22 protein-coding genes and 3 tRNA genes are annotated in these 23,725 nt (G+C 72.5%); 6 read left to right on the top strand and 19 right to left on the bottom strand.

The annotated features are described in order from the left end of the window. Window positions 1-95 precede the first annotated feature (95 nt). Window positions 96-1,436 (top strand): ABC transporter substrate-binding protein, encoded by a 1,341-nt coding sequence (locus ASG36_RS00850; RefSeq protein WP_055758188.1) that lies wholly within the window; start codon window positions 96-98, stop codon window positions 1,434-1,436. Between the two features lie 71 nt (window positions 1,437-1,507). On the opposite strand, the gene fdxA is transcribed toward ASG36_RS00850, so the two are convergent. Genes fdxA through boxC form a run of 5 tightly spaced genes read right to left on the bottom strand, consistent with a single transcriptional unit; the run spans window position 1,508 to window position 7,704 of the window. Next, the gene (gene fdxA / locus ASG36_RS00845; RefSeq protein ID WP_055758185.1) at window positions 1,508-1,837 is read right to left on the bottom strand and encodes a ferredoxin; all 330 of its coding nucleotides are present in this window, start codon (window positions 1,835-1,837) and stop codon (window positions 1,508-1,510) included. 22 nt (window positions 1,838-1,859) lie between these two features. After that, complete coding sequence (locus ASG36_RS00840; protein ID WP_055758183.1) at window positions 1,860-2,864, bottom strand: NAD(P)/FAD-dependent oxidoreductase; 1,005 nt, start codon at window positions 2,862-2,864, stop codon at window positions 1,860-1,862. After that, window positions 2,861-4,507 carry a benzoate-CoA ligase family protein gene (locus ASG36_RS00835; RefSeq protein WP_235494462.1) on the bottom strand — a complete coding sequence of 549 codons (1,647 nt, stop codon included), beginning with the start codon at window positions 4,505-4,507 and terminating at the stop codon, window positions 2,861-2,863. Before ASG36_RS00835 ends, ASG36_RS00840 begins: the two co-directional genes overlap by 4 nt. A gap of 3 nt (window positions 4,508-4,510) precedes the next feature. Next, entirely contained in the window at window positions 4,511-5,992 is a 1,482-nt protein-coding gene (boxB, locus tag ASG36_RS00830) for a benzoyl-CoA 2,3-epoxidase subunit BoxB (protein ID WP_082522694.1), read from the bottom strand. Window positions 5,993-5,994: 2 nt separating this feature from the next. Next, window positions 5,995-7,704: a 2,3-epoxybenzoyl-CoA dihydrolase gene (boxC, locus tag ASG36_RS00825; RefSeq protein ID WP_055758180.1), complete on the bottom strand. Its 1,710-nt coding sequence runs from the start codon at window positions 7,702-7,704 to the stop codon at window positions 5,995-5,997. A gap of 133 nt (window positions 7,705-7,837) precedes the next feature. Between boxC and ASG36_RS00820 the strand changes: the two genes are divergently transcribed. After that, window positions 7,838-8,467 carry a GNAT family N-acetyltransferase gene (locus ASG36_RS00820; RefSeq protein ID WP_055758178.1) on the top strand — a complete coding sequence of 210 codons (630 nt, stop codon included), beginning with the start codon at window positions 7,838-7,840 and terminating at the stop codon, window positions 8,465-8,467. A gap of 66 nt (window positions 8,468-8,533) precedes the next feature. Next, window positions 8,534-9,394 carry a PaaX family transcriptional regulator C-terminal domain-containing protein gene (locus tag ASG36_RS00815; RefSeq protein ID WP_055758175.1) on the top strand — a complete coding sequence of 287 codons (861 nt, stop codon included), beginning with the start codon at window positions 8,534-8,536 and terminating at the stop codon, window positions 9,392-9,394. A gap of 19 nt (window positions 9,395-9,413) precedes the next feature. Here ASG36_RS00815 and ASG36_RS00810 read toward each other — a convergent pair whose 3' ends face one another. The 7 genes from ASG36_RS00810 to ASG36_RS00780 all read right to left on the bottom strand — a co-directional run bounded on the left by ASG36_RS00810 (window position 9,414) and on the right by ASG36_RS00780 (window position 15,087). Then, window positions 9,414-9,839 (bottom strand): hypothetical protein, encoded by a 426-nt coding sequence (locus ASG36_RS00810; RefSeq protein WP_055758172.1) that lies wholly within the window; start codon window positions 9,837-9,839, stop codon window positions 9,414-9,416. Then, complete coding sequence (locus ASG36_RS00805) at window positions 9,836-10,150, bottom strand: hypothetical protein (RefSeq protein ID WP_055758169.1); 315 nt, start codon at window positions 10,148-10,150, stop codon at window positions 9,836-9,838. The genes ASG36_RS00810 and ASG36_RS00805 overlap by 4 nt, the downstream gene beginning before the upstream one ends. A 126-nt stretch (window positions 10,151-10,276) precedes the next feature. Continuing rightward, a complete protein-coding gene (locus ASG36_RS00800; RefSeq protein WP_200944297.1) occupies window positions 10,277-11,128 on the bottom strand; it encodes an ABC transporter ATP-binding protein in 852 nt (283 codons plus the stop codon). After that, window positions 11,125-12,156 carry an ABC transporter ATP-binding protein gene (locus ASG36_RS00795; protein ID WP_055758166.1) on the bottom strand — a complete coding sequence of 344 codons (1,032 nt, stop codon included), beginning with the start codon at window positions 12,154-12,156 and terminating at the stop codon, window positions 11,125-11,127. The genes ASG36_RS00800 and ASG36_RS00795 overlap by 4 nt, the downstream gene beginning before the upstream one ends. After that, the gene (locus ASG36_RS00790; protein ID WP_055758163.1) at window positions 12,146-13,144 is read right to left on the bottom strand and encodes a branched-chain amino acid ABC transporter permease; all 999 of its coding nucleotides are present in this window, start codon (window positions 13,142-13,144) and stop codon (window positions 12,146-12,148) included. The genes ASG36_RS00795 and ASG36_RS00790 overlap by 11 nt, the downstream gene beginning before the upstream one ends. Window positions 13,145-13,148: 4 nt before the next feature. Beyond that, a complete protein-coding gene (locus ASG36_RS00785) occupies window positions 13,149-14,522 on the bottom strand; it encodes a branched-chain amino acid ABC transporter permease (protein WP_235494460.1) in 1,374 nt (457 codons plus the stop codon). 166 nt (window positions 14,523-14,688) lie between these two features. Further along, window positions 14,689-15,087 (bottom strand): PaaI family thioesterase, encoded by a 399-nt coding sequence (locus ASG36_RS00780; protein ID WP_055758157.1) that lies wholly within the window; start codon window positions 15,085-15,087, stop codon window positions 14,689-14,691. Window positions 15,088-15,148: 61 nt separating this feature from the next. Between ASG36_RS00780 and polA the strand changes: the two genes are divergently transcribed. Next, window positions 15,149-17,902 (top strand): DNA polymerase I, encoded by a 2,754-nt coding sequence (polA, locus tag ASG36_RS00775; protein ID WP_055762101.1) that lies wholly within the window; start codon window positions 15,149-15,151, stop codon window positions 17,900-17,902. A gap of 3 nt (window positions 17,903-17,905) precedes the next feature. Here the strand turns inward: polA and ASG36_RS00770 are convergent, their stop codons facing one another. Next, a complete protein-coding gene (locus ASG36_RS00770) occupies window positions 17,906-18,748 on the bottom strand; it encodes a class I SAM-dependent methyltransferase (RefSeq protein ID WP_055758155.1) in 843 nt (280 codons plus the stop codon). A 200-nt stretch (window positions 18,749-18,948) separates the two neighbouring features. On the opposite strand from ASG36_RS00770, the gene rpsA reads away from it, so the two are divergent. Continuing rightward, complete coding sequence (rpsA, locus tag ASG36_RS00765) at window positions 18,949-20,460, top strand: 30S ribosomal protein S1 (protein WP_055758152.1); 1,512 nt, start codon at window positions 18,949-18,951, stop codon at window positions 20,458-20,460. A gap of 182 nt (window positions 20,461-20,642) precedes the next feature. Here rpsA and ASG36_RS00760 read toward each other — a convergent pair whose 3' ends face one another. Beyond that, entirely contained in the window at window positions 20,643-20,909 is a 267-nt protein-coding gene (locus tag ASG36_RS00760) for a hypothetical protein (protein WP_055758149.1), read from the bottom strand. 193 nt (window positions 20,910-21,102) lie between these two features. On the opposite strand from ASG36_RS00760, the gene coaE reads away from it, so the two are divergent. After that, window positions 21,103-21,696 (top strand): dephospho-CoA kinase, encoded by a 594-nt coding sequence (gene coaE / locus ASG36_RS00755; RefSeq protein WP_055758146.1) that lies wholly within the window; start codon window positions 21,103-21,105, stop codon window positions 21,694-21,696. 42 nt (window positions 21,697-21,738) lie between these two features. On the opposite strand, the gene ASG36_RS00750 is transcribed toward coaE, so the two are convergent. From ASG36_RS00750 to ASG36_RS00730, 5 genes are all read right to left on the bottom strand, one after another. After that, a tRNA-Val gene (locus tag ASG36_RS00750) sits at window positions 21,739-21,813 on the bottom strand. 56 nt (window positions 21,814-21,869) lie between these two features. Next, window positions 21,870-21,940: transfer RNA gene (locus tag ASG36_RS00745), tRNA-Cys, on the bottom strand. Between the two features lie 39 nt (window positions 21,941-21,979). After that, a tRNA-Gly gene (locus tag ASG36_RS00740) sits at window positions 21,980-22,051 on the bottom strand. A gap of 107 nt (window positions 22,052-22,158) precedes the next feature. Next, a complete protein-coding gene (locus tag ASG36_RS00735; protein ID WP_055758143.1) occupies window positions 22,159-23,052 on the bottom strand; it encodes a hypothetical protein in 894 nt (297 codons plus the stop codon). A gap of 135 nt (window positions 23,053-23,187) precedes the next feature. Further along, entirely contained in the window at window positions 23,188-23,640 is a 453-nt protein-coding gene (locus tag ASG36_RS00730; RefSeq protein WP_055758141.1) for an SsgA family sporulation/cell division regulator, read from the bottom strand. Between the last annotated feature and the right edge of the window lie 85 nt (window positions 23,641-23,725).

The following is a 23,725-nucleotide window of genomic DNA, read 5'->3' as shown; positions in this document are numbered from 1 at the left end:
GCTAGGTTCCCCCCACTGGTCGGACAGGCCCGGGTGCATCCGCGCCCTGGCCCGGGTCCGGCCGAGCGATGGAACACCTCACTGGGAGTCACTTGATGCGCACTGGCACCTTCGCCCGCGCTGTCGCCGTGTCCGGGGCCGTCCTGCTCGCTGCAACCGCCTGTGGCGGCGGCAGCGACAGCGACGACGCCGCGGCCACCAGCGGTGGCAGCGGGGACAGCGGTTCACGGCAGGTCAACGTCTACGGCACCGACGGCAACATGGGCAACGCCCTCGGCAACGACTTCTCCGAGCCGGGCGCCCTGGCCGGCATGCGGGGCACCACGCCGCTGACCGAGCTGTCGGGGGACTTCACCGACCGTCTGCTCGAGATCAACCCCGACCTGCAGGACTACAACTACGCGGGTGAGTCCTACGACGCGGTGATCATCACCGCGCTCGCCGCGCAGGCCGCCGGCACCAACCAGGCGACGACCTTCGGGCCGTACGTCAACGGCATCACCTTCGGTGGGGACGCCTGCTCGGACTTCCAGGCCTGCCTGGACATCATCACCGCCGGCGGGAACGTCGACTACGACGGCATCACCGGTCCGCTGAGCTTCGCCGACGCCGGCGAGCCGGCCGAGGCCAGCTTCGGCCTGCTGCAGTTCGGTGACGACAACCAGATCGACGACAGCCTGACCGAGTTCGCCCTCGCGGGCGACGAGGCCAACGCCGCCTCCGACGAGGGCCCGGCCTACGCCGCGGCCGGCGCCACGGGCGACCCGCTGATCATCGGCACGCTGCTGCCGCTGACCGGCAACCTGGCCTTCCTCGGGCCGCCGGAGGTCGCCGGCGTCCAGCTGGCGATCAACGACATCAACGCCGCCGGTGGCGTCCTGGGCCAGCCGGTCCAGCTCGTCGAGGGTGACTCCGGTGACGCCTCGACCGACACCGCCACCCAGACCGTGGACCGCCTCCTGCAGTCCGGCGTCAACGCGATCATCGGCGCTGCCTCCTCGGGTGTGAGCCTCACGGTCATCGACACCATCACCGGTGCCGGCGTCCTGGAGTTCTCCCCGGCGAACACCTCCGACCAGTTCACGACCTACGACGACTCGGGCCTGTACTTCCGTACCGCGCCCGCGGACACGCTGCAGGCCCGTGCGCTGGCCGACCTGATCGGTGCCGACGGCAACAACACGGTCGGGATCCTCGCGATCAACGACCCGTACGGCACCGGCCTGGCCGAGAACGCCCGCAACAACCTGATCAGCGACGGTCTGTCCGAGGACGACGTCGTCTCGATCACCTACGACCCGCAGGCTGCGAACTTCGACTCCGAGGTGCAGCAGATGGTCGACCTCAACCCCGACGCCATCGTGGTGATCGGCTTCGAGGAGTCCTCGCGGATCATCCAGGGTCTCAACGCCCAGGGCATCGGCCCGCAGCGCTGACCCCAGCACCACCCGTACGCACGAACGGCCCGGCCCCCGTCAGGGAGCCGGGCCGTTCTGCGTGCCGGGGGTCAGAGACCTGCCACCAGCTCGGTGTCCACGCCGATCCGGCCGGTCTTGCTCGCCCCGCCGGGGTTGCCCAGGGGCGCGTCCCGCCCGGGCAGCAGCTCCAGGAAGAACCGCCGGTTGTCCTCCACGTGCGGCTCGTTCTCCTCGGTGACCCGACGGTCCTGGGCGATGGCCTCTACCGGGCAGGCCGGCTCGCACGCCCCGCAGTCGATGCACTCCTTGGGGTTGATGTAGAGCTTGGTGTCGCCCTCGTAGATGCAGTCCACGGGGCACTCGTCCACGCAGGACATGTCGGTGGTGCCGATGCACTCGTTGCCGATCACGTAGGGCACGGTTGATCTGTCTCCAGTCGGTTCAGGCGGTGGCGAGCGCGGGGGTGCCGGCGGGGTCGTCGCTGCTGTGTCCGGGGAACAGCGGCTGGTCGGGGAAGAGGTGGGTGGCGGCGTTGTTCACGGCGGTGGCGGCCTCCCCGAACCCGACCGAGATCAACCGCACCTTGCCCGGGTACTCGGTGATGTCCCCGGCCGCGTAGACCCCGGGGACGGTGGTGCGCATGGCGGTGTCCACGGTGATCTTGCGGTCGACCACGTCGATGCCCCACCGCTCGAGCGGGCCGATGTCGGCGGTGAAGCCGAGCGCGGCGATGACGGCGTCGGCCCGGTGCTCGGTCACCGTGCCGTCCTTCGCGCGGACGTGCACGGCGCGCAGGACGTCGTCCCCGGTGAGCTCGTGCACCTGGGCGTCGGTGACGACGACGGCCGACCCGGCGTGCATGTCGGCCACGCTGGCCGCGTGCGCCCGGAAGGCGGCCCGCCGGTGCACGACGGTGACCGAGGCGGCCAGCGGCTCCAGGGCCAGCGCCCAGTCCACGGCGGAGTCCCCGCCGCCGACGACGACGACGTGCTGGCCGGCGTGGGCGGCGAGCTCGCGGACCACGTAGTGCAGGCCGCGCCCCTCCCAGACGTCCCCGCCGGGGAGCGGGCGGGGGGTGAAGGTGCCGATCCCACCCGTCACGACGATCGCACCGGTGTCGATCCGGGTGCCCCGGTCGGTGGTGACCACCAGCCGGCCGTCTGGACGGCGTTCCAGCTCCTCGGCCCGTTCGCCCAGCACGTAGGTCGGGTCGAAGCGCCCGGTCTGGGCGACGAGCCCGGCCACCAGGTCCCGGCCGCGGACGGCGGGCATGCCGGCGATGTCGTAGATCTGCTTCTCCGGGTAGAGCGCGGTGACCTGCCCGCCGGGTTCGCTGAGGCTGTCCACGATCGCGGTGCGCAGCCCGCGGAACCCGGCGTAGTAGGCCGCGTAGAGCCCGGCAGGTCCGGCACCGACGACGAGCAGGTCGACCTCGACGTCCCTCACGCGTCGGCCCCGGTCAGCCGGGCCACGGCCAGCTCGCGCACCCGGAAGCGCTGCAGCTTGCCGGTGGCGGTCATGGGGAGCTCGTCGAAGACCAGCACGTGCCGCGGGCGCTTGAACGCCGCCAGGCCCTCCCGGCAGAAGGCGACCAGGTCCGCCCCGGTCGTGGTCGAGGCGGGGTCGAGCACCACGCAGGCGACCGGCTTGTCCAGCCCGTCGGCGTCGGGGATGGACACCACGACCACGGAGCTGACGTCGACGTGCTCGCGCAGCCGGGTCTCCACCTCGGTGGGGGAGACCCAGATGCCACCGGCCTTGATGATGTCGTCGGTGCGCCCCAGGGAGGCGAAGTACCCGTCGGCCCCGCGGACGTAGGTGTCCCCGGTGCGCACCCACGGGCCCTGGAAGACCCGGCGGCTGACCTCGGCGCGCTGCCAGTACCCGGTGGCGGCCGAGGACCCGCGCACGTAGAGGTTGCCCGGGGTGCCGTCGGGGACGGGCCGGCCGTCGTCGTCCTCGATCCTGGCGTCGTACCCGGCCACCAGCTCCCCGGTCGAGCCGGCCCGCGCCCGCCCGGGACGGTTGCTGATGAAGATGTGCAGCATCTCGGTCGACCCGATGCCGTCGAGCATCTCCACGCCGAAACGGTCGGTGAACCGGGTGAACAGCGCGGCCGGGAACGCCTCGCCGGCCGAGACGCAGGCCCGCACGGAGGCGAACGCGTCGGGGGGCAGCTGGGCCGCCATCAGCGCGGCGAAGTAGGTGGGCCCGCCGAAGAACAGGGTGGGCCGCAGCTCGGTGAGCACGCGCAGCGTCCCCGCGGGGCTGGGCCGGTTGCGGTCCAGGACGGTGCTGGCCCCGGCGCCGAACGGGAAGGTGAGGGTGTTGCCCAGGCCGTAGGCGAAGAAGAACTTGGCCACCGAGAAGGTGACGTCGTCCGGACGCATCGCCAGCACGTCGCAGGCGTAGGTCTCGTAGGTGTCGCGCAGCGAGCCGTGCCGGTGCATCGCGCCCTTGGGGGTGCCGGTGGTGCCCGAGGTGTAAAGCCAGAACGCCGGGGAGTCGGCCACGGTCGGGTACGTGTGGACCTCCCGGCCCTGTCCGGTGGCCACGAAGTCCGTCCACCGGTGCACCCGGGCGCCCCGGACCTCGGGCAGGTCGCCGTCGGTGAGGACGACGACGTCGGCCAGGCCGGGCAGCCCGCCGACGGCCGGGGCCAGTGCGAGGAACTCCGAGCTCGTCGCGAACAGCCGGGCCCGGCTGTCCCGGGCCAGCACGGCGACGTCCTTGGGCGTGAGCATGGTCGACACCGGTACCGGGACCGCACCGATGCGCAGGCCCGCCAGGAACGCGGTGAGGAGCTCCGGGGTGTCGCCCATGCACAGCAGCAGGCGTTCCTCCGGCCGGACGCCGGAGGCCAGGAAGGCCGCGGCCAGCGCGGACACGGCCGCGTCGAGCTCGCCGTAGGTCAGCGTGCGGACGCTGCCGTCCAGGTCGATGGCGGTGATCGCGAGCCGGCCGGCCTCGGCCCGGGCGTGCCGGGTCACCAGCCACTCGGCGGCGTTGAACAGCTCCGGGCCCGCCGCCCCTGCGGCGGAGGGGACGGGCCCGGTCACGGCGTCGGCGCTGACGTCGAGGGTGGTCATCTCCTAGAAGCGGACGTAGTCGTACTCGACGGGCATGTCGTTGATGCCCACCGACGGCGGCGCGATCCAGGAGGCGAACTCGCCCTCCTCGTAGTGCGGCGTCATGAGCGCCGCGACCTGCTCGCGGTCGTCGGGGGTGGGCAGCCAGTCACCGACCGAGCGCTCCCAGGTGGCGTCGTCCACGATCTCGCCCTGCGGGCTGACGTGGTGGCCGGAGAAGGCCCCCACCCGGCGGTTGAAGCCGTCGTGGGGCAGGTACAGGCGCTCCTCCAGGCCGGCGTCCTCCAGGGCCTGGTTCCAGCGGCGCACGCCGTTGACGCAGTCGGCGGTGTACTCGTTGCGCAGGTCCAGGTTCAGTGCGGTCAGCAGCGGGACGGTGCGGGTGGTCAGCGCGCCGTCCTCGATGCCCGGGACGTCCATGGTCAGGTCGTGCAGGAGGTGGTCGTCCTTGCGGCGGGTCTCCATCCACCGGCCCTTGAGCCCGGCGGTGTAGTACTTCGCCACGTTGGACGACGTCTCGGAGCCGAAGAGGTCCATCGAGACGGAGAACTGGAAGTTCAGGTACTTCTGGATCACGGTCAGCGGGATGGCCCCGTGCTGCCAGAGGTCGTCGGTGCCGTGCTCCGCCATCAACGCTGCGGTGCGCTCCACGGTCCGCTGCACCCCGGTGGTGCCCACGAACATGTGGTGGGCCTCCTCCTTGAGCATGAACTCGCACGTGCGGGCCAGCGGGTCGAAGGCGGACTCCTTCATCGTGCCGAGCTGGTACTTGCCGTCCCGGTCGGTGAAGTAGGTGAACATGAAGAACTGCAGCCAGTCGGTGGTCTCCTCGTTGAAGGCGCCCAGGATGCGGGGGGAGTCGAAGTCCCCGGAGTTGCGCTTGAGCAGCTCCTCGGCCTCCTCGCGGCCGTCCTTCCCGAAGTGGGCGTGCAGCAGGTAGACCATCGCCCAGAGGTGCCGGCCCTCCTCCACGTTGACCTGGAACAGGTTGCGCATGTCGTACAGCGAGGGCGCGGTCATGCCCAGGTGCCGCTGCTGCTCGACCGAGGCGGGCTCGGTGTCGCCCTGGACGACGATCAGCCGGCGCAGGTCAGAGCGGTACTCACCGGGCACCTCCTGCCAGGCCTTCTCGCCCTTGTGCTGGCCGAAGGAGATGGTCCGGTCCGGGTCCTGCTCGGCCAGGAAGATGCCCCAGCGGTACTGCTCCATGGGCACCCGGTCGAAGTGCGCCCAGCCGTCCCGGCCGACCGCGATCGCGGTGCGCAGGTAGACGTCCTGGGTGGGGATCGACGGGCCGAGGCTGCCCCACCAGTCCAGGAACTTGGGCTGCCAGCCCTCCAGGGCGCGCTGCAGCTTGCGGTTCCCGGCCAGGTCCACGTTGTTGGGGATGCGCTCGGAGTAGTCGATGGTCGACGTCGGACCGGTGGGAGCCGGGGCCTGGCCGGTCAGCGTGCCGGTGCTGGGGGTCGATTCGGTCGTGGTCATGGTCAGACCCGCTTCCTGTCGTAGTCGGCCCGCTGGCCGGAGCCGTAGCGGCGCAGTGCTCCCTCGGGGCCAGCGGCGTTGGGCCGCTGGAAGATCCAGTTCTGCCAGGCGGTGAGCCGACCGAAGACCTTGGTCTCGGCGGTCTCCTGACCGGCGAAGCGCAGGTTGGCCTCCATGCCGGTGAGCGCGTCGGGGGAGAAGCTGGCCCGCTCCTCCACGACCAGGCGCACCTCGTCCTCCCAGTCGATGTCGTCCGGGGTCGTGGTCACCAGCCCGAGCTCCCGGGCGTCGGCGGCGAGCAGGTCGCGACCCACGGCACCCTCGGCCGCGGCCAGCTCGGCGGCGCTGCCGAGGAACCGGACCTGCAGCCGGGTGAGGTCGTTGCCCATCGGCAGCGGCCCGGTGTTGGCCGGGGTGAGCCGGATCACCGCGGGTGCCGCGGGTTCCTCGTCGTCCTCGAACCGGCCCTCCAGCATGAACTGCCGGTCGGCGGACAGCGCGATCTCGGCGAGCAGGCCGACGAAGCAGGAGCCCGGCTCGATCAGCGCGAAGAGGCTCCGGCTGGTGGTGTCCAGCCGCTTCACGGTCCGCTTGTAGAAGCCCCAGGTCTCGTTGACCAGCCAGTCGTCGCGGTGCTCGAGCAGGAAGGCGTCCCAGGCCGCGGCGGTCTCGACGTCGCCCTCGGTGCGCAGCAGCCAGGTGCCGATGCCCAGCTCGTTGGTGCGCAGCCGCAGGATCGCGTCGTCCAGCTCGCGGGTGACGGCCAACGGCCAGGCGGCAGCACCGGCGGCGTGCAGCTCCTCGACCGACCCCGGGAGGGTCGTGGGCCCCAGGACGGTGATCGTGGCCGTCCCGGCGGCCCGGTCCAGGACGACGCGGACGTGGGCGTAGGCCGTGGTGTCGCCGTCCGTCTCGCGGACCAGCGGGGTGAGCTCGACCCCGGTGGCGCCGGCGCCTGGGCGGGAGGAGCCGGCGGCGGCCTCGGTGGCCCGGGTACGGACGACGTCGTGGAAGTCGCGGGCCTTGGCGACGGCGTCGACCAGCCGCCACTGCACCGCCCGCTCCCCGCGCACGCCCTCCGAGGTGGTGGAGAAGACGTCGGCGAGGTCGCGGCGGACCCCGCGCTTGTCGACCAGCCGGGTGAGCCCGCCGGTGCCCGGCAGCACGCCGAGCAGCGGGACCTCGGGCAGCGAGACCGCCGAGGAGCTGTCGTCGACCAGCACGATCTGCTCGCAGGCCAGGGCGAGCTCGTACCCGCCGCCGGCCGCGGTGCCGTTGACCGCGGCGATGAAGGGCAGGCCCGAGTGCGCGGTGGCGTCCTCGATGCCGTTGCGGGTCTCGTTGGTGAACTTGCAGAAGTTCACCTTCCAGCTGTGTGCCGAGCCGGCCAGCATCCGGATGTTGGCCCCGGCGCAGAACATCCGGTCCTTGCCGCTGGCGACCACGACGGCCCGCACCTCGGGGTGCTCGAACCGGATCCGCTGGACCGCGTCGTGCAGCTCGATGTCCACGCCCAGGTCGTAGCTGTTCATCTTCAGCTCGTAGCCGGGCACGATCCCGCCGTCCTCGGCCACGTCGAGGGTGAGGGTGGCGATCTCCCCGTCGGTGCTCAGCGTCCAGTGCCGGTACTGCGCGGGGGAGGTGTCGAAGGAGACCTCGGCCGGGCCTGCTGGTGCCTCGTCGGTCTGTGGGCGGTCCTCGAGGGTGGTCACGCTGCCTCCTGGCCCGCCGGACGGCGGTGGGTCGGCCCGGTGTCCCGGGGGTGTCGCGGCTCACTATGACGTGCTACACCTTGCTACGCAAGGTGCACATGACGTGTAGACCGCAGTCGCCGAGGAGGCCGTCGTGCCCGAGACGTTGCAGTGGGTCGCCGATCCCGACCCGCGCTGGGACGACGACCGGACGCGGGTGTTCGCATCCGTGCCGCCCGGCGTCTTCCCCGACCAGGAGCGCACGGCGGGGGAGCAGCTGACCGGAGACTGGTGGTCGGTGCGCTCGGCCGGGGGCGAGGTGCTCGGCTACGGGTGGCTCGACGACGTCTGGGGCGACGCGGAGGTCCTGCTGGCCGTCGACGGTAGGGCCCGGGGCACCGGCGCCGGTTCGTTCTGCCTGGCCCGGCTCGAGGCCGAGGCGTCCGCGCGGGGGCTCAACTACGTGGTCAACGTGGTGCGGGACGCCCACCCCGACCGGGACGCGGTGACCGGCTGGCTGCTGGCCCGCGGGTTCAGCGCGGCCGAGGACGGGCGGCTGCGCAAGCGGGTGGGCGGCCGGCGGGTCGGCCAGGACACCGGCGGGTCACCGGCGACCGGACCGGCACCCCGCCCCGACGACGGCGCGCAGGCCCGGTACGAGGCCGAGCGGGACCGGGTCGCCGGGCACCGCCACGAGGGGGCCGACCCGGTCGGCTCCGCGCCTCGCGGGCCCGGTGCCGAGGAGAGCGGCGGGTACGTCGACCCCGAGCAGCACCGGTACTAGTCCGGGCGGGTGTCGGTCTCCCCACGTCCGGTGCCCGCGGGTGGCACCGGGTGCCACCATGGACCGGTGACAGCTGCGCGGGAGACGCCGATCGAGGGGCCGACCCTGACCCGGCGGCAGGAGCTCGGCGCGGCCAGCGCCCGCAGCCTGCTCCTGACGGTGCTCGGTGAGTTCGTGCTGCCGCGCGGGGAGCAGGTGTGGACCTCCACCCTCCTGGAGCTGGCCGCCGACCTCGACGTGGCCGAGAAGGCCGCCCGGCAGGCGCTGATGCGCACCGCCGACGACGGGTGGATCGCCGCCCAGCGGATCGGCCGGGAGACCCGCTGGGGGCTCACCGAGCAGGGCACCCGGCTGCTGACCGACGGCACCCGGCGGATCTACGACGCCGCGTCGGAGGAGCAGCCGTGGGACGGCAGCTGGCTGGTGCTCACCGTGACCGTGCCGGAGAACGCCCGGGCGCTGCGGCAACGGCTGCGCACCCAGCTCGGCTGGGCCGGGCTCGGCTCGTCCAGCCCGGGCGTGTGGGTGACCCCCCGGGTCGACCGCGAGGCCGAGGCCGCCCGGGTGCTCGAGGAGCTGGGCCTGACCGCGGGCAGCTGGTCGTTCGTGGCCCGGTCCGGACAGATCGGCGACCAGCGGTCGCTGGTGCGCAGCGCCTGGGACCTGGACGCGATCGAGACCCGCTACGAGGAGTTCCTGGAGCTGGTGGGCTCCCGACGTCCGCGCACCGACCGGCAGGCGCTGGTCGCCCAGGTGCGGCTGGTCCAGGAGTGGCGGCGCTTCCCGCTGCTGGACCCGGGCCTGCCGCGGGAGCTGCTGCCGCCGCGGTGGAGCGGCAACCGGGCCGCCCAGGTCTTCCGCGAGCGGCACGCCACCTGGGCCCCGCGCGCCCGCAGCGCCTGGGAGTCGCTGGCCCGCACCGACTGAGCGGCCTCGACGGGGTGCCTCAGCCCAGCACGAGCCACCCGGCGAGCACGACGTTCGCACTCGCAGCGGCCACCCGCACCGAGTCCACCCGCAGCAGCCGGCGGTGCGCGTCGGCGTCCCACCCGACGTCGAGCCGGCGGTGCAGCGGGACGGCGCCGGCTGCGGTGACGCCCAGGACGACGGCCAGGCACACCGCGCTGCCCAGCACGGGCAGGGTCGGGACGTCGCCGCGCAGCAGGAGCACCAGCAGCCAGACCGTGGTCGCGCCCTGGCCCACGAACAGCGGGCCGACCACCCGGGTCACCCGCTGCTGGTGGGCCCGCTCGTAGGCGGCGAAGCCCTCGCCCACCCCGGCGAACTGGGGGTAGACCAGCACCCGCACGGTCCACTGGAACCCGGCGTAGCCGGCGACCAGGGCCAGGTGGGCGACCGCGAGCAGGCTCATCGGGTCGTGGTGGGCTTGCCCCGCCAGACGAGGCTCTGCCGGTCGAGCTCGCGCAGCAGCGGGTCGCCCTCGGCGGCGATGCGGTCGGCCAGCGCCACGGCGGCGGCGAGGCGGTCGTCGTCCAGCTGGGCGAAGGCGGGGGAGCGACGGCGGTCGAGCACGTCGTACCAGCGGCCCCCGACGGCGTGGTCGAGCACGATCCGGCCGAAGCAGTGGTCGGCGGTCACCACCCACCCCTCGGCCCGGGCCCGGCGCGGCAGCTCACCGAGCACCAGCTCGCGGTAGCGGCTCACCAGCTCCTCCCGCGTCACCGGCCCATGACAGCACGATGCCGGCCGCCCCGCGTGTGCGGGACGACCGGCAGCGCACCGGGTGGAACGGCTACGTCGCAGGGTCCCGGCGCGCGCGGAGCGTGCGTCGGGGGGCGACGTGGTCCTTCACTGCGCCTTGGCGAGGGTGCCCAGGTACAGCTCGACGACCTTGGGGTCGTTCATCAGCGACTTGCCCGTGTCGGTGTAGGCGTTGCGGCCCTGGTCCAGCACGTAGCCGCGGTCGCAGATCTGCAGGCACCGGCGGGCGTTCTGCTCGACCATGATGATCGAGACGCCGGTGGCGTTGATCCGCCGGCAGCGGATGAACACCTCGTCCTGGTAGGCGGGGGACAACCCCGCCGAGGGCTCGTCGAGCAGCAGCACCGACGGGTCCATCATCAGCGCCCGGCCCATGGCGACCATCTGCCGCTCGCCACCGGACAGCGACCCGGCCTTGCCGTTGCGCCGCTCACCGAGCAACGGGAACAGGTCGATGACGTAGTCGAAGCGGTCCTTGAACGTCTTGGGCCGCAGGTAGACGCCCATCTGCATGTTCTCGGCGATGGTGAGGGAGGGGAAGACGTTGTTGTTCTGCGGGACGTAGCCCACGCCCATCTGCACCAGCCGGTGGGCCGGTGCCGAGGTGATCGTCTCCCCGCGCAGGGTGACCCCGCCCGACCGGACCGGGATCAGCCCGAACAGCGCCTTGAGCAGGGTGGACTTGCCGGCCCCGTTGGGACCGATGATCCCGACCAGCTCGCCGTCCTTCAGGTAGAAGTCGCAGCCCCGGAGGATGTTCACCCCGGGGACGTAGCCGGCGACCAGGTCGTCGGCGCGCACCAGCGCACCCTCGGCGAGCTTGAGGTGCTCCTCGCGGGTGGCCGCCTTCTCCGCGGGGGAGAGCTCGGCCGAGGCCACGGTGTCGGCGCGGGTGACGTCCTCACCCGTCTCGTCGACCTCGAACAGCGGTTCGCTCATCGTGTGGTGTCCGTCCCGTCGGTGGTCGACCGGTGCGAGCCGGTCCGCTCGCTGGAGAGCGTCTCCGCGGGGCGGTCGCCGGTGGGGACGCCCTCCTCGCGGGCGATGGCCGCCTCCGCCTCGGCGAGGACGCGGTCCTCCTCCTCGTTGGTCAGCGGTGCGTCGTGGTGGGCGCCCAGGTAGGCGTCGACCACGTCCTTGTTCTGCGAGATCGACTCCGGGGGCCCCTCGGCGATGATCTTGCCGGCGGCCATCACCACGACCCAGTCGCTGATGTCGCGGACGACGTCCATGTCGTGCTCGACGAAGACGACGGTCATGCCGTCCTCGCGGAGGTCCTTGACGTGGCCCAGCAGGGACTGGGTCAGCGCCGGGTTCACCCCGGCCATCGGCTCGTCGAGCATGACGACCTTGGGGTCGCTCATGAGCGCGCGGGCCATCTCCAGCAGCTTGCGCTGCCCGCCGGAGAGGATGCCGGCGAAGTCGTCCTTCTTGGCGTCGAGCTTGAAGCGCTTGAGCAGCTCCATGGCCCGCTCGGTGTTCGCGGTCTCCTGGCGACGCCAGGTGCCGGGCACCAGGGCCTTGAGGAAGGACTCCCCGTTCTGGTCCTGGGCGCCCAGCAGCATGTTCTGCATGACGGTCAGGCGCGAGAGCGCCTTGGTCAGCTGGAACGTGCGGACGACGCCGAGGCGGGCCACCTTGTGCGGGGACAGCTTGCCCAGCGACTGGCCGTCGAAGGTCCAGGTGCCGGTGTCGGGCTGGTCGAACCCGGTGAGCAGGTTGAACAGCGTCGTCTTGCCGGCGCCGTTGGGCCCGATCAGCCCGGTGATGCCACCGCGCTGGATCTCCAGGTGGTCCACCGACACCGCGGTGAGCCCACCGAAGGTGCGGGTGACCCCGTCGACGACGAGCGCCGGGTCGGGCTTGGCGACGCCGACCTGCCAGGGCAGGTCCGCCAGCGCCGCCTGCGCGAGGCGGGCCGGGGCAGGACGGTCGGCCGGCTGGACGGGAGTGGGGTCAGCGGGCATCGAGCATCACCTCTCGTCGGTCACCGAAGATGCCCTGGGGTCGGAACACCAACAGCAGCATGAGCCCGATGCCGACCAGGACGAAGCGGATCTGCGCGACGTCGGTGGAGGACAGCAGGGTGTCGGGGATGATCCCGTTGCTGATCAGCGAGCGCAGGCCGGTGTCGGCGAACTGCAGGATGAACAGCAGGATGATCGACCCCACGACGGGGCCCAGCACGCGGGCCGCGCCACCCAGGATGAGGGCGGCGTAGGCCAGGAACGTGTTGGCGTTCTGGTACTGGTCGGGGATCGCGGAGCCGGTGCCGACGGCGTAGACCATGCCGCCGAGTGCACCGAAGACCGCACCGAGCACGAGCGCCTGCATCTTGTAGCTGTAGACGTTCTTGCCCAGGGCGCGGACGGCGTCCTCGTCCTCGCGGATGGCCTTCAGCACGCGGCCCCAGGGGCTGCGCATGAGCTGGAAGACCAGCAGGCTGGCCAGCGCCACGAGCACCCAGCCGACGGTGGCGACCCAGAGCTCACCACCGCTCCACGAGGTGCCCAGGATCGCGTAGCGACGCTGGGTGTCCCAGGGGGCCAGGGCGATGAAGCTCTGGTTGAACGCCGACAGGCCGCGGGTGCCGTTGGTGACCGGGGTGGCCGAGACCGACCGGAACAGCAGGCGCAGGCCCTCGGCCGTGGCGATCGTGACGATCGCCAGGTAGTCCGCCCGCAGTCGCAGGGTGGGCAGACCCAGCAGCAGGGCCAGCACGATCGCCGCCACGATGCCGACGACGACGCCGACCCAGAACGGCATGCCCCACTTGCTGACCGAGATGGCGATGCCGAAGCCACCGAGCATGGCGAAGGCGATCTGGCCGAAGTTCAGCAGTCCGGTGTAGCCGAAGTGCACGTTGATGCCGATGGCGAGCAGCGCGAAGAAGATGGCCTGGAACCCCAGGCCGGACTTCAGCGCGATCGCGAGGGCGTCGAGGAGGTCGCTCACCGGGTCAGCCGATCCGGGCCCGGCTGCCCAGGATGCCCTGGGGCCGGATGACGAGGATGACGATCAAGAGGAGCAGACCTCCGACGTACTTCACGTCGTCCGGGATGACCAACGTGGACATCTGGACGAACACACCGATGATGACGCTGCCGACCAGGGCGCCGTAGGCCGTGCCCAGCCCGCCGAGGGTGACCCCGGCGAACATCAGCAGCAGCAGGCGGAAGCCCATGTCCCACTGGACCTGGTCGGACAGTCCGAGCAGCACGCCGCCGAGGGCCGCGAGGGCCCCGCCCATCATCCAGACGATGAGGATGACGCGGTTGACGTCGATGCCCGAGGAGGCGGCGAGGTCCCGGTTGTCCGAGACCGCCCGCATGGCCTTGCCGATCTTGGTCTTCTGGAGCATGAGCGCGACGAGCACCAGCACGACCAGGGCGATGACGATCGACGCCAGGGCCCGGTTGGTCAGGGTGAACACGCCGTAGCTCTGGGCCCGCTGGGACTGGTACTCGGCGTAGGGGTTGGAGAACCCGCCGTAGATGATCTGCAGCAGGTAGCGCAGCAGCAGCGACAGGCCGATCGAGACCACCAGGGCCGCGACGAGGCCGGTGCCGCGCTTGCGCAGCGGGCGCCACAGGGCCAGTTCGTGGAGTGCACCGACCCCGGCCCCGACCACCATCGCGATGAGCGTCGCCGCGATGAGCGGCACCCCGCCCTGCACGTTGACGTACCAGGCGACGATCGCGCCGATGGTGACCAGCTCGCCGTGGGCGAAGTTCGTCAGCCCGGTGGTGCCGAAGATCAGCGACAGACCCACCGCGCAGACGGCGATGATCAGCCCGAAGCGCAGCCCGTCCACGAGCAGCTGGATCGCGCGGACGTTGCCGCCGCCGCTGTTGGCGGTGCCGTCCTGCAGGCCGAAGTTGACCGGCTGGGAGCGCCCGTTGTCGACGGTGACGTCGCGGGTGTCGCCCTGCGGCCCGAGGGTGACCCCGTCGGGCAGCGCGTCCCCGTCGATGCTGACGGTGTAGTCGCCGGCCCCGTCGGGGAGGTCGATGGCGAAGCGGCCGTTCTCGTCGGTGGTCGCGGAGTCGACCTCGTCGCCGCTCGCGGTGGTGACCGTGACCTCGACGTCGGGGATCGGGCCGCTGACGCTGGTCTGCAGGGTGCCGACGATGCGCTCGCCCTCGGCGCTGGCGACGCCCGAGGGCAGCAGCGTGGCCACCGACATCGCGAACGCGGCGACGAGCATGGCCAGCACGAGGGACCTGCGGCCCGCCGTCCTGGCGAACAGCCGGCGGAACCGGCCCGGCGGGCGCCCGCGGGGCGGGCCCGTCCGGGCACCGTGCTCGGGAGCACGGGTGAGTGCGTGCGTCACTCGACCTCCTGGCCGTGGAGTGGGGACGACGGCCGGGGTCGGGGTGGACACCGGGCAGCCGTCGGTTGAACGGGCGGAACCGTAACCCACGTTTGTTGCGGTTTCGGGTCCTCCGGACGGGCCGTGACCCTTTCGCGACCCGCCGCGGCCAGCAGGTCTTCCCGCGTCAGTCCTGCTTGACCAGACAGGTCAGTCGTGCTGTCGCCGTCGGGCGTCCCTGGTCGTCGGTGACCTCGACGAGGAAGGTGGCCAGCGTGCGTCCGCGGCGCACCGGGGTGCAGACGGCGGTGACGACGCCCTCGGTGGCCGCGCGCAGGTAGGAGGCGTTGAGCTCGATGCCGACCACCTGGCGGCCGGGGCCGGCGTGCAGGGCCGCGGCCCAGGAGCCGATCGACTCCACCAGGGCGCAGGTGGCCCCGCCGTGCAGCAGGCCGTGGGGCTGCTCGTTGCCCGCCACCGGCATGGTCGCGACCATCCGGTCGGCGGTGAAGTCGGTGATGACGATGCCGAGCTTCGCGTCGAGCCCGGTCGGTTCCGGGGCCCAGTCGGGGCGGGGGGTGGGCACCGGTGGAAGGTAACCGCCGAGGGCTGCCGGACTGTCGTACCCCGGTCTTAGGGTGACCCCGATGTCCGCTCCGGTCTCCGCCCCCGCGTCCACGCCCACCGACAGCACCCCCGACGGCTCGCAGCCGCGGCCCCGGCTGCTGCTGCTCGACGGCCACTCGCTGGCCTACCGCGCCTTCTTCGCGCTGCCGGTGGAGAACTTCTCGACCACGACCGGTCAGCCGACGAACGCCGTCTACGGGTTCACCTCGATGCTGATCAACGTGCTGCGCGACGAGGCGCCCTCGCACCTCGCGGTGGCCTTCGACGTGGGCCGGCAGACCTTCCGCAGCGAGATCTTCGCCGGGTACAAGGCCAACCGGAGCGAGAGCCCGACCGACTTCCGCGGCCAGGTGAGCCTCATCCAGGAGGTGCTGGCCGCCCTGCACGTCCCGGTGCTCACCGCCGCGGGCTTCGAGGCCGACGACGTGATCGCCACCCTCACGGTGCAGGCCGTCGAGTCGGGCATGGACGTGCTGATCTGCACCGGGGACCGCGACGCGCTGCAGCTTGTCAACGAGCACGTGACCGTGCTCTACCCGCGCAAGGGCGTCTCGGACCTGACCCGGTTCACCCCGGAGGCGGTCGAGGAGAAGTACGGCCTCACCCCCACCCAGTACCCCGACTTCGCGGCGCTGCGCGGCGACCCGTCGGACAACCTGCCGGGCATCCCCAGCGTCGGGGAGAAGACGGCCTCCAAGTGGATCCGCGAGTACGGCTCGCTCGACCAGCTCGTCGACCAGGTCGACACCGTCAAGGGCAAGGTCGGGGAGAAGCTGCGCGAGCACCTGTCCTCGGTGCTGCAGAACCGGCGGCTCACCGAGCTCGACCGTGCCGTCGCCCTGGACCTGCACCCGGTCGACCTCGCCGTCCAGGCCTGGGACCGCGCCGAGGTGCACACCCTCTTCGACAACCTGCAGTTCCGGGTGCTGCGCGACCGGCTGTTCTCCACCCTCACCAGCGCCGAGCCCGAGGTCGACGGCGGCATCGACGTGACCGTCGACGAGCTGGTCCCCGGCGGGTTGTCGGACTGGCTGGACGCCCACGCCCGCACCGGGCACACCGGCATCGTCTTCCGCGGCACCTGGGGCCGGGGCACCGGTGAGCTGACCGGCATCGCGCTGGCCGCCGGCGACGACCACACCGTCTTCGTCGACCTCGGCCCCGACCTCGACGTCACCGACGAGCAGGCGCTGGCCACCTGGCTGGCCGACCCGTCGGCCAAGAAGGTCGTGCACGAGGTCAAGGGCCCGCTGCTCGCCGTCTGGGCCCGGGGCTGGGACCTCGCCGGCGAGGTCAGCGACACCGCCCTGGCCGCCTACCTGGCGCTGCCCGGCCAGCGGTCCTTCGACCTCGGCGACCTCGCCGTCCGCTACCTGCGCCGCGAGCTCACCGACCCCGAGCCGGTCGAGCAGCAGCTGAGCCTGGACGGCATGGGCCCGACCGAGGAGGACGTGGCCCGGGAGGCCGCCGTCGCCGATGCCCGCAAGGCCGTCGCGGTCAACGACCTCTCCGACGCCCTGGAGCAGCTGCTCGGCCAGAAGGGCGGCGACCAGCTGCTCACCGGTCTCGAGCTGCCGCTCACCCGGGTGCTGGCCCGGATGGAGCAGCGCGGCATCGCCGCCGACGTCGACCTGCTGCACGACCTGCAGGCCGAGTTCGCCGCCTCGGTCGCCGAGGCCGCCGCCGACGCCTACGAGGCGATCGGCGGCCAGGAGATCAACCTGGGCTCGCCCAAGCAGCTGCAGGCGGTGCTGTTCGACCAGCTCGGGCTGCCGAAGACCAAGAAGAACAAGACCGGCTACACCACCGACGCCGACGCCCTCACCACGCTGCAGGCCACCGCCCCGCACCCGTTCCTCGAGGCGCTGCTGCGGCACCGCGACGTCACCCGGCTGCGCACCGTCATCGACGGGCTGATCCCGATGGTCGACGACGCCGGGCGCATCCACACCACGTTCCAGCAGACGATCGCGGCCACCGGACGGTTGTCCTCGACCGACCCGAACCTGCAGAACATCCCGATCCGCAGCGCCGAGGGCCGGCGGATCCGGCAGGCCTTCGTCGTCGGTCAGGGCTACGAGTCGCTGATGACCGCGGACTACAGCCAGATCGAGATGCGGATCATGGCCCACCTGTCCGAGGACGCCGCGCTCATCGAGGCGTTCACCTCGGGGGAGGACCTGCACACCTTCGTGGCCTCGCGGGCCTTCGACATCCCCATCGAGCAGGTCGACCCGGAGATGCGGCGCAGGATCAAGGCGATGAGCTACGGGCTCGCCTACGGGTTGAGCGCCTACGGGCTGGCCCAGCAGCTGCGGATCACCCCGGAGGAGGCGCGGGGCCAGATGACCGCGTACTTCGAGCGCTTCGGCGGGATCCGCGACTACTTGGACGGCGTGGTGGAGGACGCCCGCCAGACCGGGTACACCGAGACCACCATGGGTCGCCGCCGGTACCTGCCCGACCTGACCAGCGACAACAAGCAGCGTCGGGACATGGCCGAGCGGATGGCGCTCAACGCCCCCATCCAGGGCTCGGCCGCCGACGTCATCAAGGTGGCGATGCTGCGGGTCGAGCAGGGCATCGCCGAGCGGGGGCTGTCCTCCCGGATGGTGCTGCAGGTGCACGACGAGCTGGTGCTCGAGGTGGCCGCGGGGGAGCGGGAGCAGCTGGAGGAGCTCGTCCGCGCCGAGATGGCCGGCGCCGCCGACCTGTCGGTGGCCCTGGACGTCTCCGTCGGCGTCGGCCAGAGCTGGGACGCCGCGGCCCACTGAGGGTCAGGCAGGCAGGTCGCAGACCAGGACGAGGGTGCCGGGGACCAGGGCGCCGCGGGCGGGGGACCACTGGCCCCACGTCTGGGTGCGGCCCGGGGTCCACTCCGGCTCCACCAGGTCGGTGAGCACGAAGCCGGCACCCACCACGTCGCGCACCCAGTCCCCGACCGTGCGGTGGTGCTCCACGTAGACCACGGTGTCCGCGCCGTCGGTCTCCACGTAGGGCGTGCGGTCGAAGTAGGAGCCCACCACCGTGAGGTCGGCCGGGTCGGGGGAGTCGGGGAAGGGCCAGCGCAGCGGGTGGTTCACCGACGCGACGAACCGGCCGCCCGGCCGCAGCACCCGGGCCACCTCGCCGAGCGCGCCGCGGACGTCGGCCACGAACGGCAGCCCGCCGAATGCCGAGCAGGCCAGGTCGACGGAGTCCGTGGCCAGCGGCAGCGCACCGACGTCGGCCTGCAGGAGCGTCGGGTGCAGCCCGGTCGTGTCCGCGAGCTCGCGGGCCCGGGCCAGCATCCCGGCCGACAGGTCCAGGGCGAGCACCTCGGCGCCGGCGGCGGTCAGCCAGCGGGCACACGGTGCCGAGCCGCAGCCCAGCTCCAGCACCCGCCGGCCGGCCACGTCGCCCAGCAGGTGCGCGTCGGCCTCGCGCAGTCCCTCCGGGCACCACAGGAAGTCCGCGTCACCGAGGTCGGCACCGTGCTCGGCGAGGTAGGCCGGGGCCGCGGCGTCCCACCAGCCCCGGTTGGCCCGCACCGACTCGGCGTCGTCGACGTCCCGACGCTCGACCCCGCCGGCCAGCGGGTAGCCGTCGGAGGCCAGCGGCAGCGGAGCGTCGGTGGGCATCGGGGGATGGTGGCACGGGCGGGTCGGACCCTTGGTGGACCGGGCCGTCGGCGGTACGTACGATGGAGGGGCGCCAGAGGTCTGTGGTGCGGTGCCCGCTGCGGCGCCCTCCTCGCCTCTCCCGTGCACAACCCCTGCGGCCGCATCGGCTGCAGGTCGTCCCCGTCCCTCCACACCCCCCGTCCGGAGCACCCGACCACATGACCTCCACTCAGGTCCGTCCCGACAGCACCACCGCACCGCAGGTCGCCGTGAACGACATCGGCACCGCGGAGGACTTCCTCGCGGCCATCGACCAGACGATCAAGTACTTCAACGACGGCGACATCGTCGAGGGCGTCATCGTCAAGGTCGACCGCGACGAGGTGCTGCTGGACATCGGCTACAAGACCGAGGGCGTCATCCCCTCGCGTGAGCTGTCCATCAAGCACGACGTCGACCCCAACGAGGTCGTCTCCGTCGGCGACGAGGTGGAAGCCCTGGTCCTCCAGAAGGAGGACAAGGAAGGGCGTCTGATCCTGTCCAAGAAGCGCGCCCAGTACGAGCGCGCCTGGGGCACGATCGAGGCCAAGAAGGACGCCGACGAGGTCGTCACCGGCACCGTCATCGAGGTCGTCAAGGGCGGTCTCATCCTGGACATCGGCCTGCGCGGGTTCCTCCCGGCGTCGCTGGTGGAGATGCGTCGCGTCCGCGACCTGCAGCCCTACGTGGGCCGCGAGCTCGAGGCGAAGATCATCGAGCTGGACAAGAACCGCAACAACGTCGTCCTCTCCCGTCGTCAGTGGCTGGAGCAGACCCAGTCCGAGGTCCGCAGCGAGTTCCTCAACAAGCTCGCCAAGGGCCAGGTCCGGACCGGGCAGGTCTCCTCGATCGTCAACTTCGGTGCCTTCGTGGACCTGGGTGGCGTCGACGGCCTGGTGCACGTCTCCGAGCTGTCCTGGAAGCACATCGACCACCCGTCCGAGGTCGTCGAGGTCGGCCAGGAGGTCACCGTCGAGGTCCTCGACGTCGACCTGGACCGTGAGCGCGTCTCCCTGTCGCTGAAGGCAACCCAGGAGGACCCGTGGCGTCAGTTCGCCCGGACCCACCAGATCGGGCAGGTCGTGCCCGGCAAGGTCACCAAGCTGGTCCCCTTCGGTGCGTTCGTGCGCGTCGACGAGGGCATCGAGGGCCTGGTGCACATCTCCGAGCTGGCCGAGCGCCACGTGGAGATCCCGGAGCAGGTCGCGCAGGTCGGCGACGAGCTCCTGGTCAAGGTCATCGACATCGACCTGGACCGTCGTCGCATCTCGCTGTCGCTGAAGCAGGCCAACGAGGGCGTCATCGCCGAGGACGACCAGTTCGACCCGGCTGCCTACGGCATGGCCGCTGCCTACGACGAGCAGGGCAACTACGTCTACCCCGAGGGCTTCGACTCCGACACCGGTGAGTGGCTCGAGGGCTTCGACGCCGCTCGTGAGGCGTGGGAGAAGCAGTACGCCGACGCCCAGGCGCGCTTCGAGGCGCACCAGAAGCAGATCACCGCGGCCCGCGAGGCCGACGCCGAGGCGGCTGCCGGTGGCAGCTACTCCAGCGACGCCCCCGTGGACTCGGACTCCGGTCCGGCTGCCAGCACCGGTTCCTCCTCCGGTGGCAGCAGCAGCGGCGGCGGCACCCTGGCCTCCGACGAGGCCCTGGCGGCCCTGCGCGCCAAGCTCGCCGGCGGCGAGTGAGCTCGTCCCCGCTGAGCTGATCAGCTGACGACGGTGCGCCGTCCACCTCCGGGTGGGCGGCGCACCGTCGTGTCCGGGGTCTGATCAGGGTCCGGACAGCACGACGACGTCCCCGTGGGCCGGTGGCCTACGGGGACGTCGTGGTCGGGGTGGTGCGACCCCGGGGGGTCAGCCGCTTCCCGTCAGAGGCTGAGGATGATCGCGAACGCGGTGCGCGGGCGGCCACCGGCCGAGGTCAGGGCGTCCCAGGTGTGCCGGCCGCTGGGCACCGAGCTCAGCAGCGAGCGCAGGAACGACGCCGTGGAGCGGGGGGTGCTCGGCTGCAGCCGGGCGGCGACGGCGGGCAGGTCGGCACACCGCACGCCACCGGGGACGTCGTTCCGGTGCCGGCCCGGACCGCGACGCCTGCCGAGGGCGGGCGAGGGCTCCAGGGACGTGTGTCGGGACATGGTCGGGTCCGCCTCTCTGCGCGGTGACCTCGGGAACGGTGGAGGTGAGGTCGCCGGGACGGACGCTAGGTCGTGTGACGGGTGTGACTGGTGCGACGCGCCGGACGGATGTGGTCACCCTGGGTGTTCGTGGCCGGATCGTGACCTGGGGGCTCGTGCGGTGCGCCGGCCGGAGCTGTGCCAGGGTCGGCCCGTGCTGAGGATCGGGTTGACCGGGGGCATCGGGTCGGGCAAGTCGACCGTGGCCGCCCGGCTGGTGGAGCACGGCGCCGTGCTGGTGGACGCCGACCGGATCGCCCGGGAGGTGGTGGAGCCCGGGACCGACGGCCTGGCGGCGGTGGCGGCGGCCTTCGGGGACGGCGTGCTCGCCGAGGACGGCTCGCTGGACCGTCCGGCGCTGGCAGCGGTGGTCTTCGGTGACGCCGGCCAGCGAGCGCGGCTGGACGGGATCGTGCACCCCCTGGTGCGCGCCCGGGCCGCCGAGCTGGTCGCAACGGCCCCCCAGGACGCCGTGGTGGTCCAGGACGTGCCCCTGCTGGTGGAGACCGGCCAGGCCGGCTCCTACGACCTCGTGCTGGTCGTCCGCGCCGACGAGGGGACTCGGGTGGCCCGACTCGTCGGTCGGGGTCTCACCGCCGCCGATGCCCGGGCCCGCATCGCCAGTCAGGCCACCGATGCCGAGCGGGCCGCGGTGGCCGACGTGGTGCTGGACAACGACGGCGACCGGGAGCAGCTCCTGGCGCAGGTGGACCGGTTCTGGTCCGACCGGGTCGCACCCGGCCGCTGACACGACGAAGGCCCCGGGGCAGCTGCTCCGGGGCCTTCGTGCTGGTGGGCGATACTGGGATCGAACCAGTGACCTCTTCCGTGTCAGGGAAGCGCGCTACCGCTGCGCCAATCGCCCGTCTGTGACCTCGCTGTCACCCCCGGCCCCGCCTCGAGCCAGCCCGGGGGCTGTCGAGGTGGAGACGGGATTTGAACCCGTGTAGACGGCTTTGCAGGCCGTTGCCTCGCCTCTCGGCCACTCCACCGCACACGAGCGCCGGTCTGAGACCAGCACCCGGGTTCCGAGCGGATGACGGGATTCGAACCCGCGACCCTCACCTTGGCAAGGTGATGCTCTACCACTGAGCCACATCCGCGACGCAGACGATCGCTCGTCTGCAGTGCATGGAGAACTCTAGACGACCCTCCAGGGGGGTGCGCACCGGGGGGTCCCGGGGCCGGCCTCCTCGCGCGTACCTGCAGCTCAGCGGCTCACGGAAGGGGTGCAGGGGGGTGTCCGGGGCGGTGCTGCGGCCGCCGGCAGCGCCCGGCCGAAGGCGTCGGTCCGGAGGAGGACGGTCTCGACGTGCCGGACCCCGTCGAGGCCCACCCGGAGGACGACGACCTCGGAGTCCACCGGACCGCCGTCGGCTGCGAGGAGCAGGGGGCCGGGCGCAGGGAGCACCCAGGCAGCGTCGTCCGCGCCGGCCCACGACCCCGGCCCGCCCGCCGGGGCGCCGCCGACCACCACGTCGGCACCTGCGGCCACGAGAGCCGCGGTGAGCTCATGGGGCGCTCCGCCGGGACAGTCCCCGCCGGGAGGGGCCGCGAGCCGGACGACGACGACGTCCCCGGCCCGGTCCGCCCCGGTCACACCGGCCAGCAGCCGGCTGCGGTCGGTGGGGTTGGCTGTGCCGCTGAGCACCGACACGGCCAGCGGACCGGTGCGGGCGACCCACGTGTCGCCGTGCCCGAGCCCGGCGGCGGCCAGCCCCGCCGTGGTCTCCGTTCCCGCCGGGCCGGACCACCGGGGGTCCAGCCGGCCGACGCCGTCGACCCCGGCGTCGGCCAGGGCGGTGATCGCCGCCGCCGGGGGAGCGGACCCGTCCGAGGGGGCCACGAGGTCGACCAGGGCGACGTCGGCCGCCCGCAGGACGTCGGCCGTGCCGGCGAAGGGCCCCGCCGGGTCGTCGAGCAGGGGCAGTGTGCGGCCGCCGAACGAGACCGCACCGCCGATGGCGAGGCTGACCGTCGTCGGCGGGGCCCCGGTCCCCTCCTGCGCCGCGGGCGGCGCCGGGCGCAGCGTCTGGAGCAGGACGAGGGTGCCCGTGCCCACGGTCACCACCCCGACGGCGACGGCGACCGCGAGCGGCCGCACTGCTGCCCGGCGTGTCCGCCGGCGTGTCGTATGACGTCCCACGCCTCGACCGTACGAGACCGGAGCGTCTCGTGCTGCGCTGAACGCGCAGGTCAGCGCGCTGCCGACGGGGTGTGAGAGCCCCGTTGCAGTCGGTCAGCGACCGGTCGGGTCGGCACCGCCGTCGTGGAGCAGGGCCAGCAGCTCGGCGTCCACGCCCGGTGCCTCGGACTCGGCACCGCGGGGGACGAGCCGTTCGGTGGCCCGGAGGAAGTCCGCGACCACGCTGCGGGAGAGCTCGAACAGGGCGTGGCCCGAGGGCGCCCGCAGCTCGAGGAAGAGGACGTCCACGGCGGTGCGGGCCGGCCACAGGCGCACGTCGCCGTCCCCGGCGGGACGGGAGAGGCCGGCGTGCACGAGGTCGCGGCCCAGCAGCCACTCGACACCGTCGACGCCGCCGTCCTCGCCGGGCCGGCCACCGAAGCGGACGCGGACGGCGAAGGGGTCGGCCGGGTCGTAGACGAGGGTGGCGGGGACCTCGGTCCACGACCGCGGACCGACCAGGTGCAGCGTGGTCCGGGTCGTGCACCCCGGGGCAGGACTCGCCATGCCCGCACAACGACCCACCCCCCGGGAGGTGACGCGTCCCCGGGGTGTCGGGAGCAGGACCGCGGGACCGGTCCCACCCGACCGG

Source organism: Geodermatophilus sp. Leaf369 (assembly GCF_001424455.1).
Lineage (GTDB): Bacteria > Actinomycetota > Actinomycetes > Mycobacteriales > Geodermatophilaceae > Klenkia.
Note: the sequence above shows the minus strand (reverse complement) of the source record. Positions and strands in the feature narration are given on the sequence as shown.

What these genes read in the sequence shown, in the direction of transcription:
- rpsA (WP_055758152.1), top strand. Translation starts at nt 18,949, where the DNA reads ATGACCTCCACTCAGGTCCGTCCCGACAGCACCACCGCACCGCAGGTC.
- ASG36_RS00730 (WP_055758141.1), bottom strand. Translation starts at nt 23,640, where the DNA reads ATGGCGAGTCCTGCCCCGGGGTGCACGACCCGGACCACGCTGCACCTG.
- ASG36_RS00770 (WP_055758155.1), bottom strand. Translation starts at nt 18,748, where the DNA reads ATGCCCACCGACGCTCCGCTGCCGCTGGCCTCCGACGGCTACCCGCTG.
- ASG36_RS00850 (WP_055758188.1), top strand. Translation starts at nt 96, where the DNA reads ATGCGCACTGGCACCTTCGCCCGCGCTGTCGCCGTGTCCGGGGCCGTC.
- polA (WP_055762101.1), top strand. Translation starts at nt 15,149, where the DNA reads ATGTCCGCTCCGGTCTCCGCCCCCGCGTCCACGCCCACCGACAGCACC.
- ASG36_RS00810 (WP_055758172.1), bottom strand. Translation starts at nt 9,839, where the DNA reads ATGAGCCTGCTCGCGGTCGCCCACCTGGCCCTGGTCGCCGGCTACGCC.
- ASG36_RS00760 (WP_055758149.1), bottom strand. Translation starts at nt 20,909, where the DNA reads ATGTCCCGACACACGTCCCTGGAGCCCTCGCCCGCCCTCGGCAGGCGT.
- boxB (WP_082522694.1), bottom strand. Translation starts at nt 5,992, where the DNA reads ATGACCACGACCGAATCGACCCCCAGCACCGGCACGCTGACCGGCCAG.
- ASG36_RS00835 (WP_235494462.1), bottom strand. Translation starts at nt 4,507, where the DNA reads ATGACCACCCTCGACGTCAGCGCCGACGCCGTGACCGGGCCCGTCCCC.
- ASG36_RS00800 (WP_200944297.1), bottom strand. Translation starts at nt 11,128, where the DNA reads ATGAGCGAACCGCTGTTCGAGGTCGACGAGACGGGTGAGGACGTCACC.
- ASG36_RS00795 (WP_055758166.1), bottom strand. Translation starts at nt 12,156, where the DNA reads ATGCCCGCTGACCCCACTCCCGTCCAGCCGGCCGACCGTCCTGCCCCG.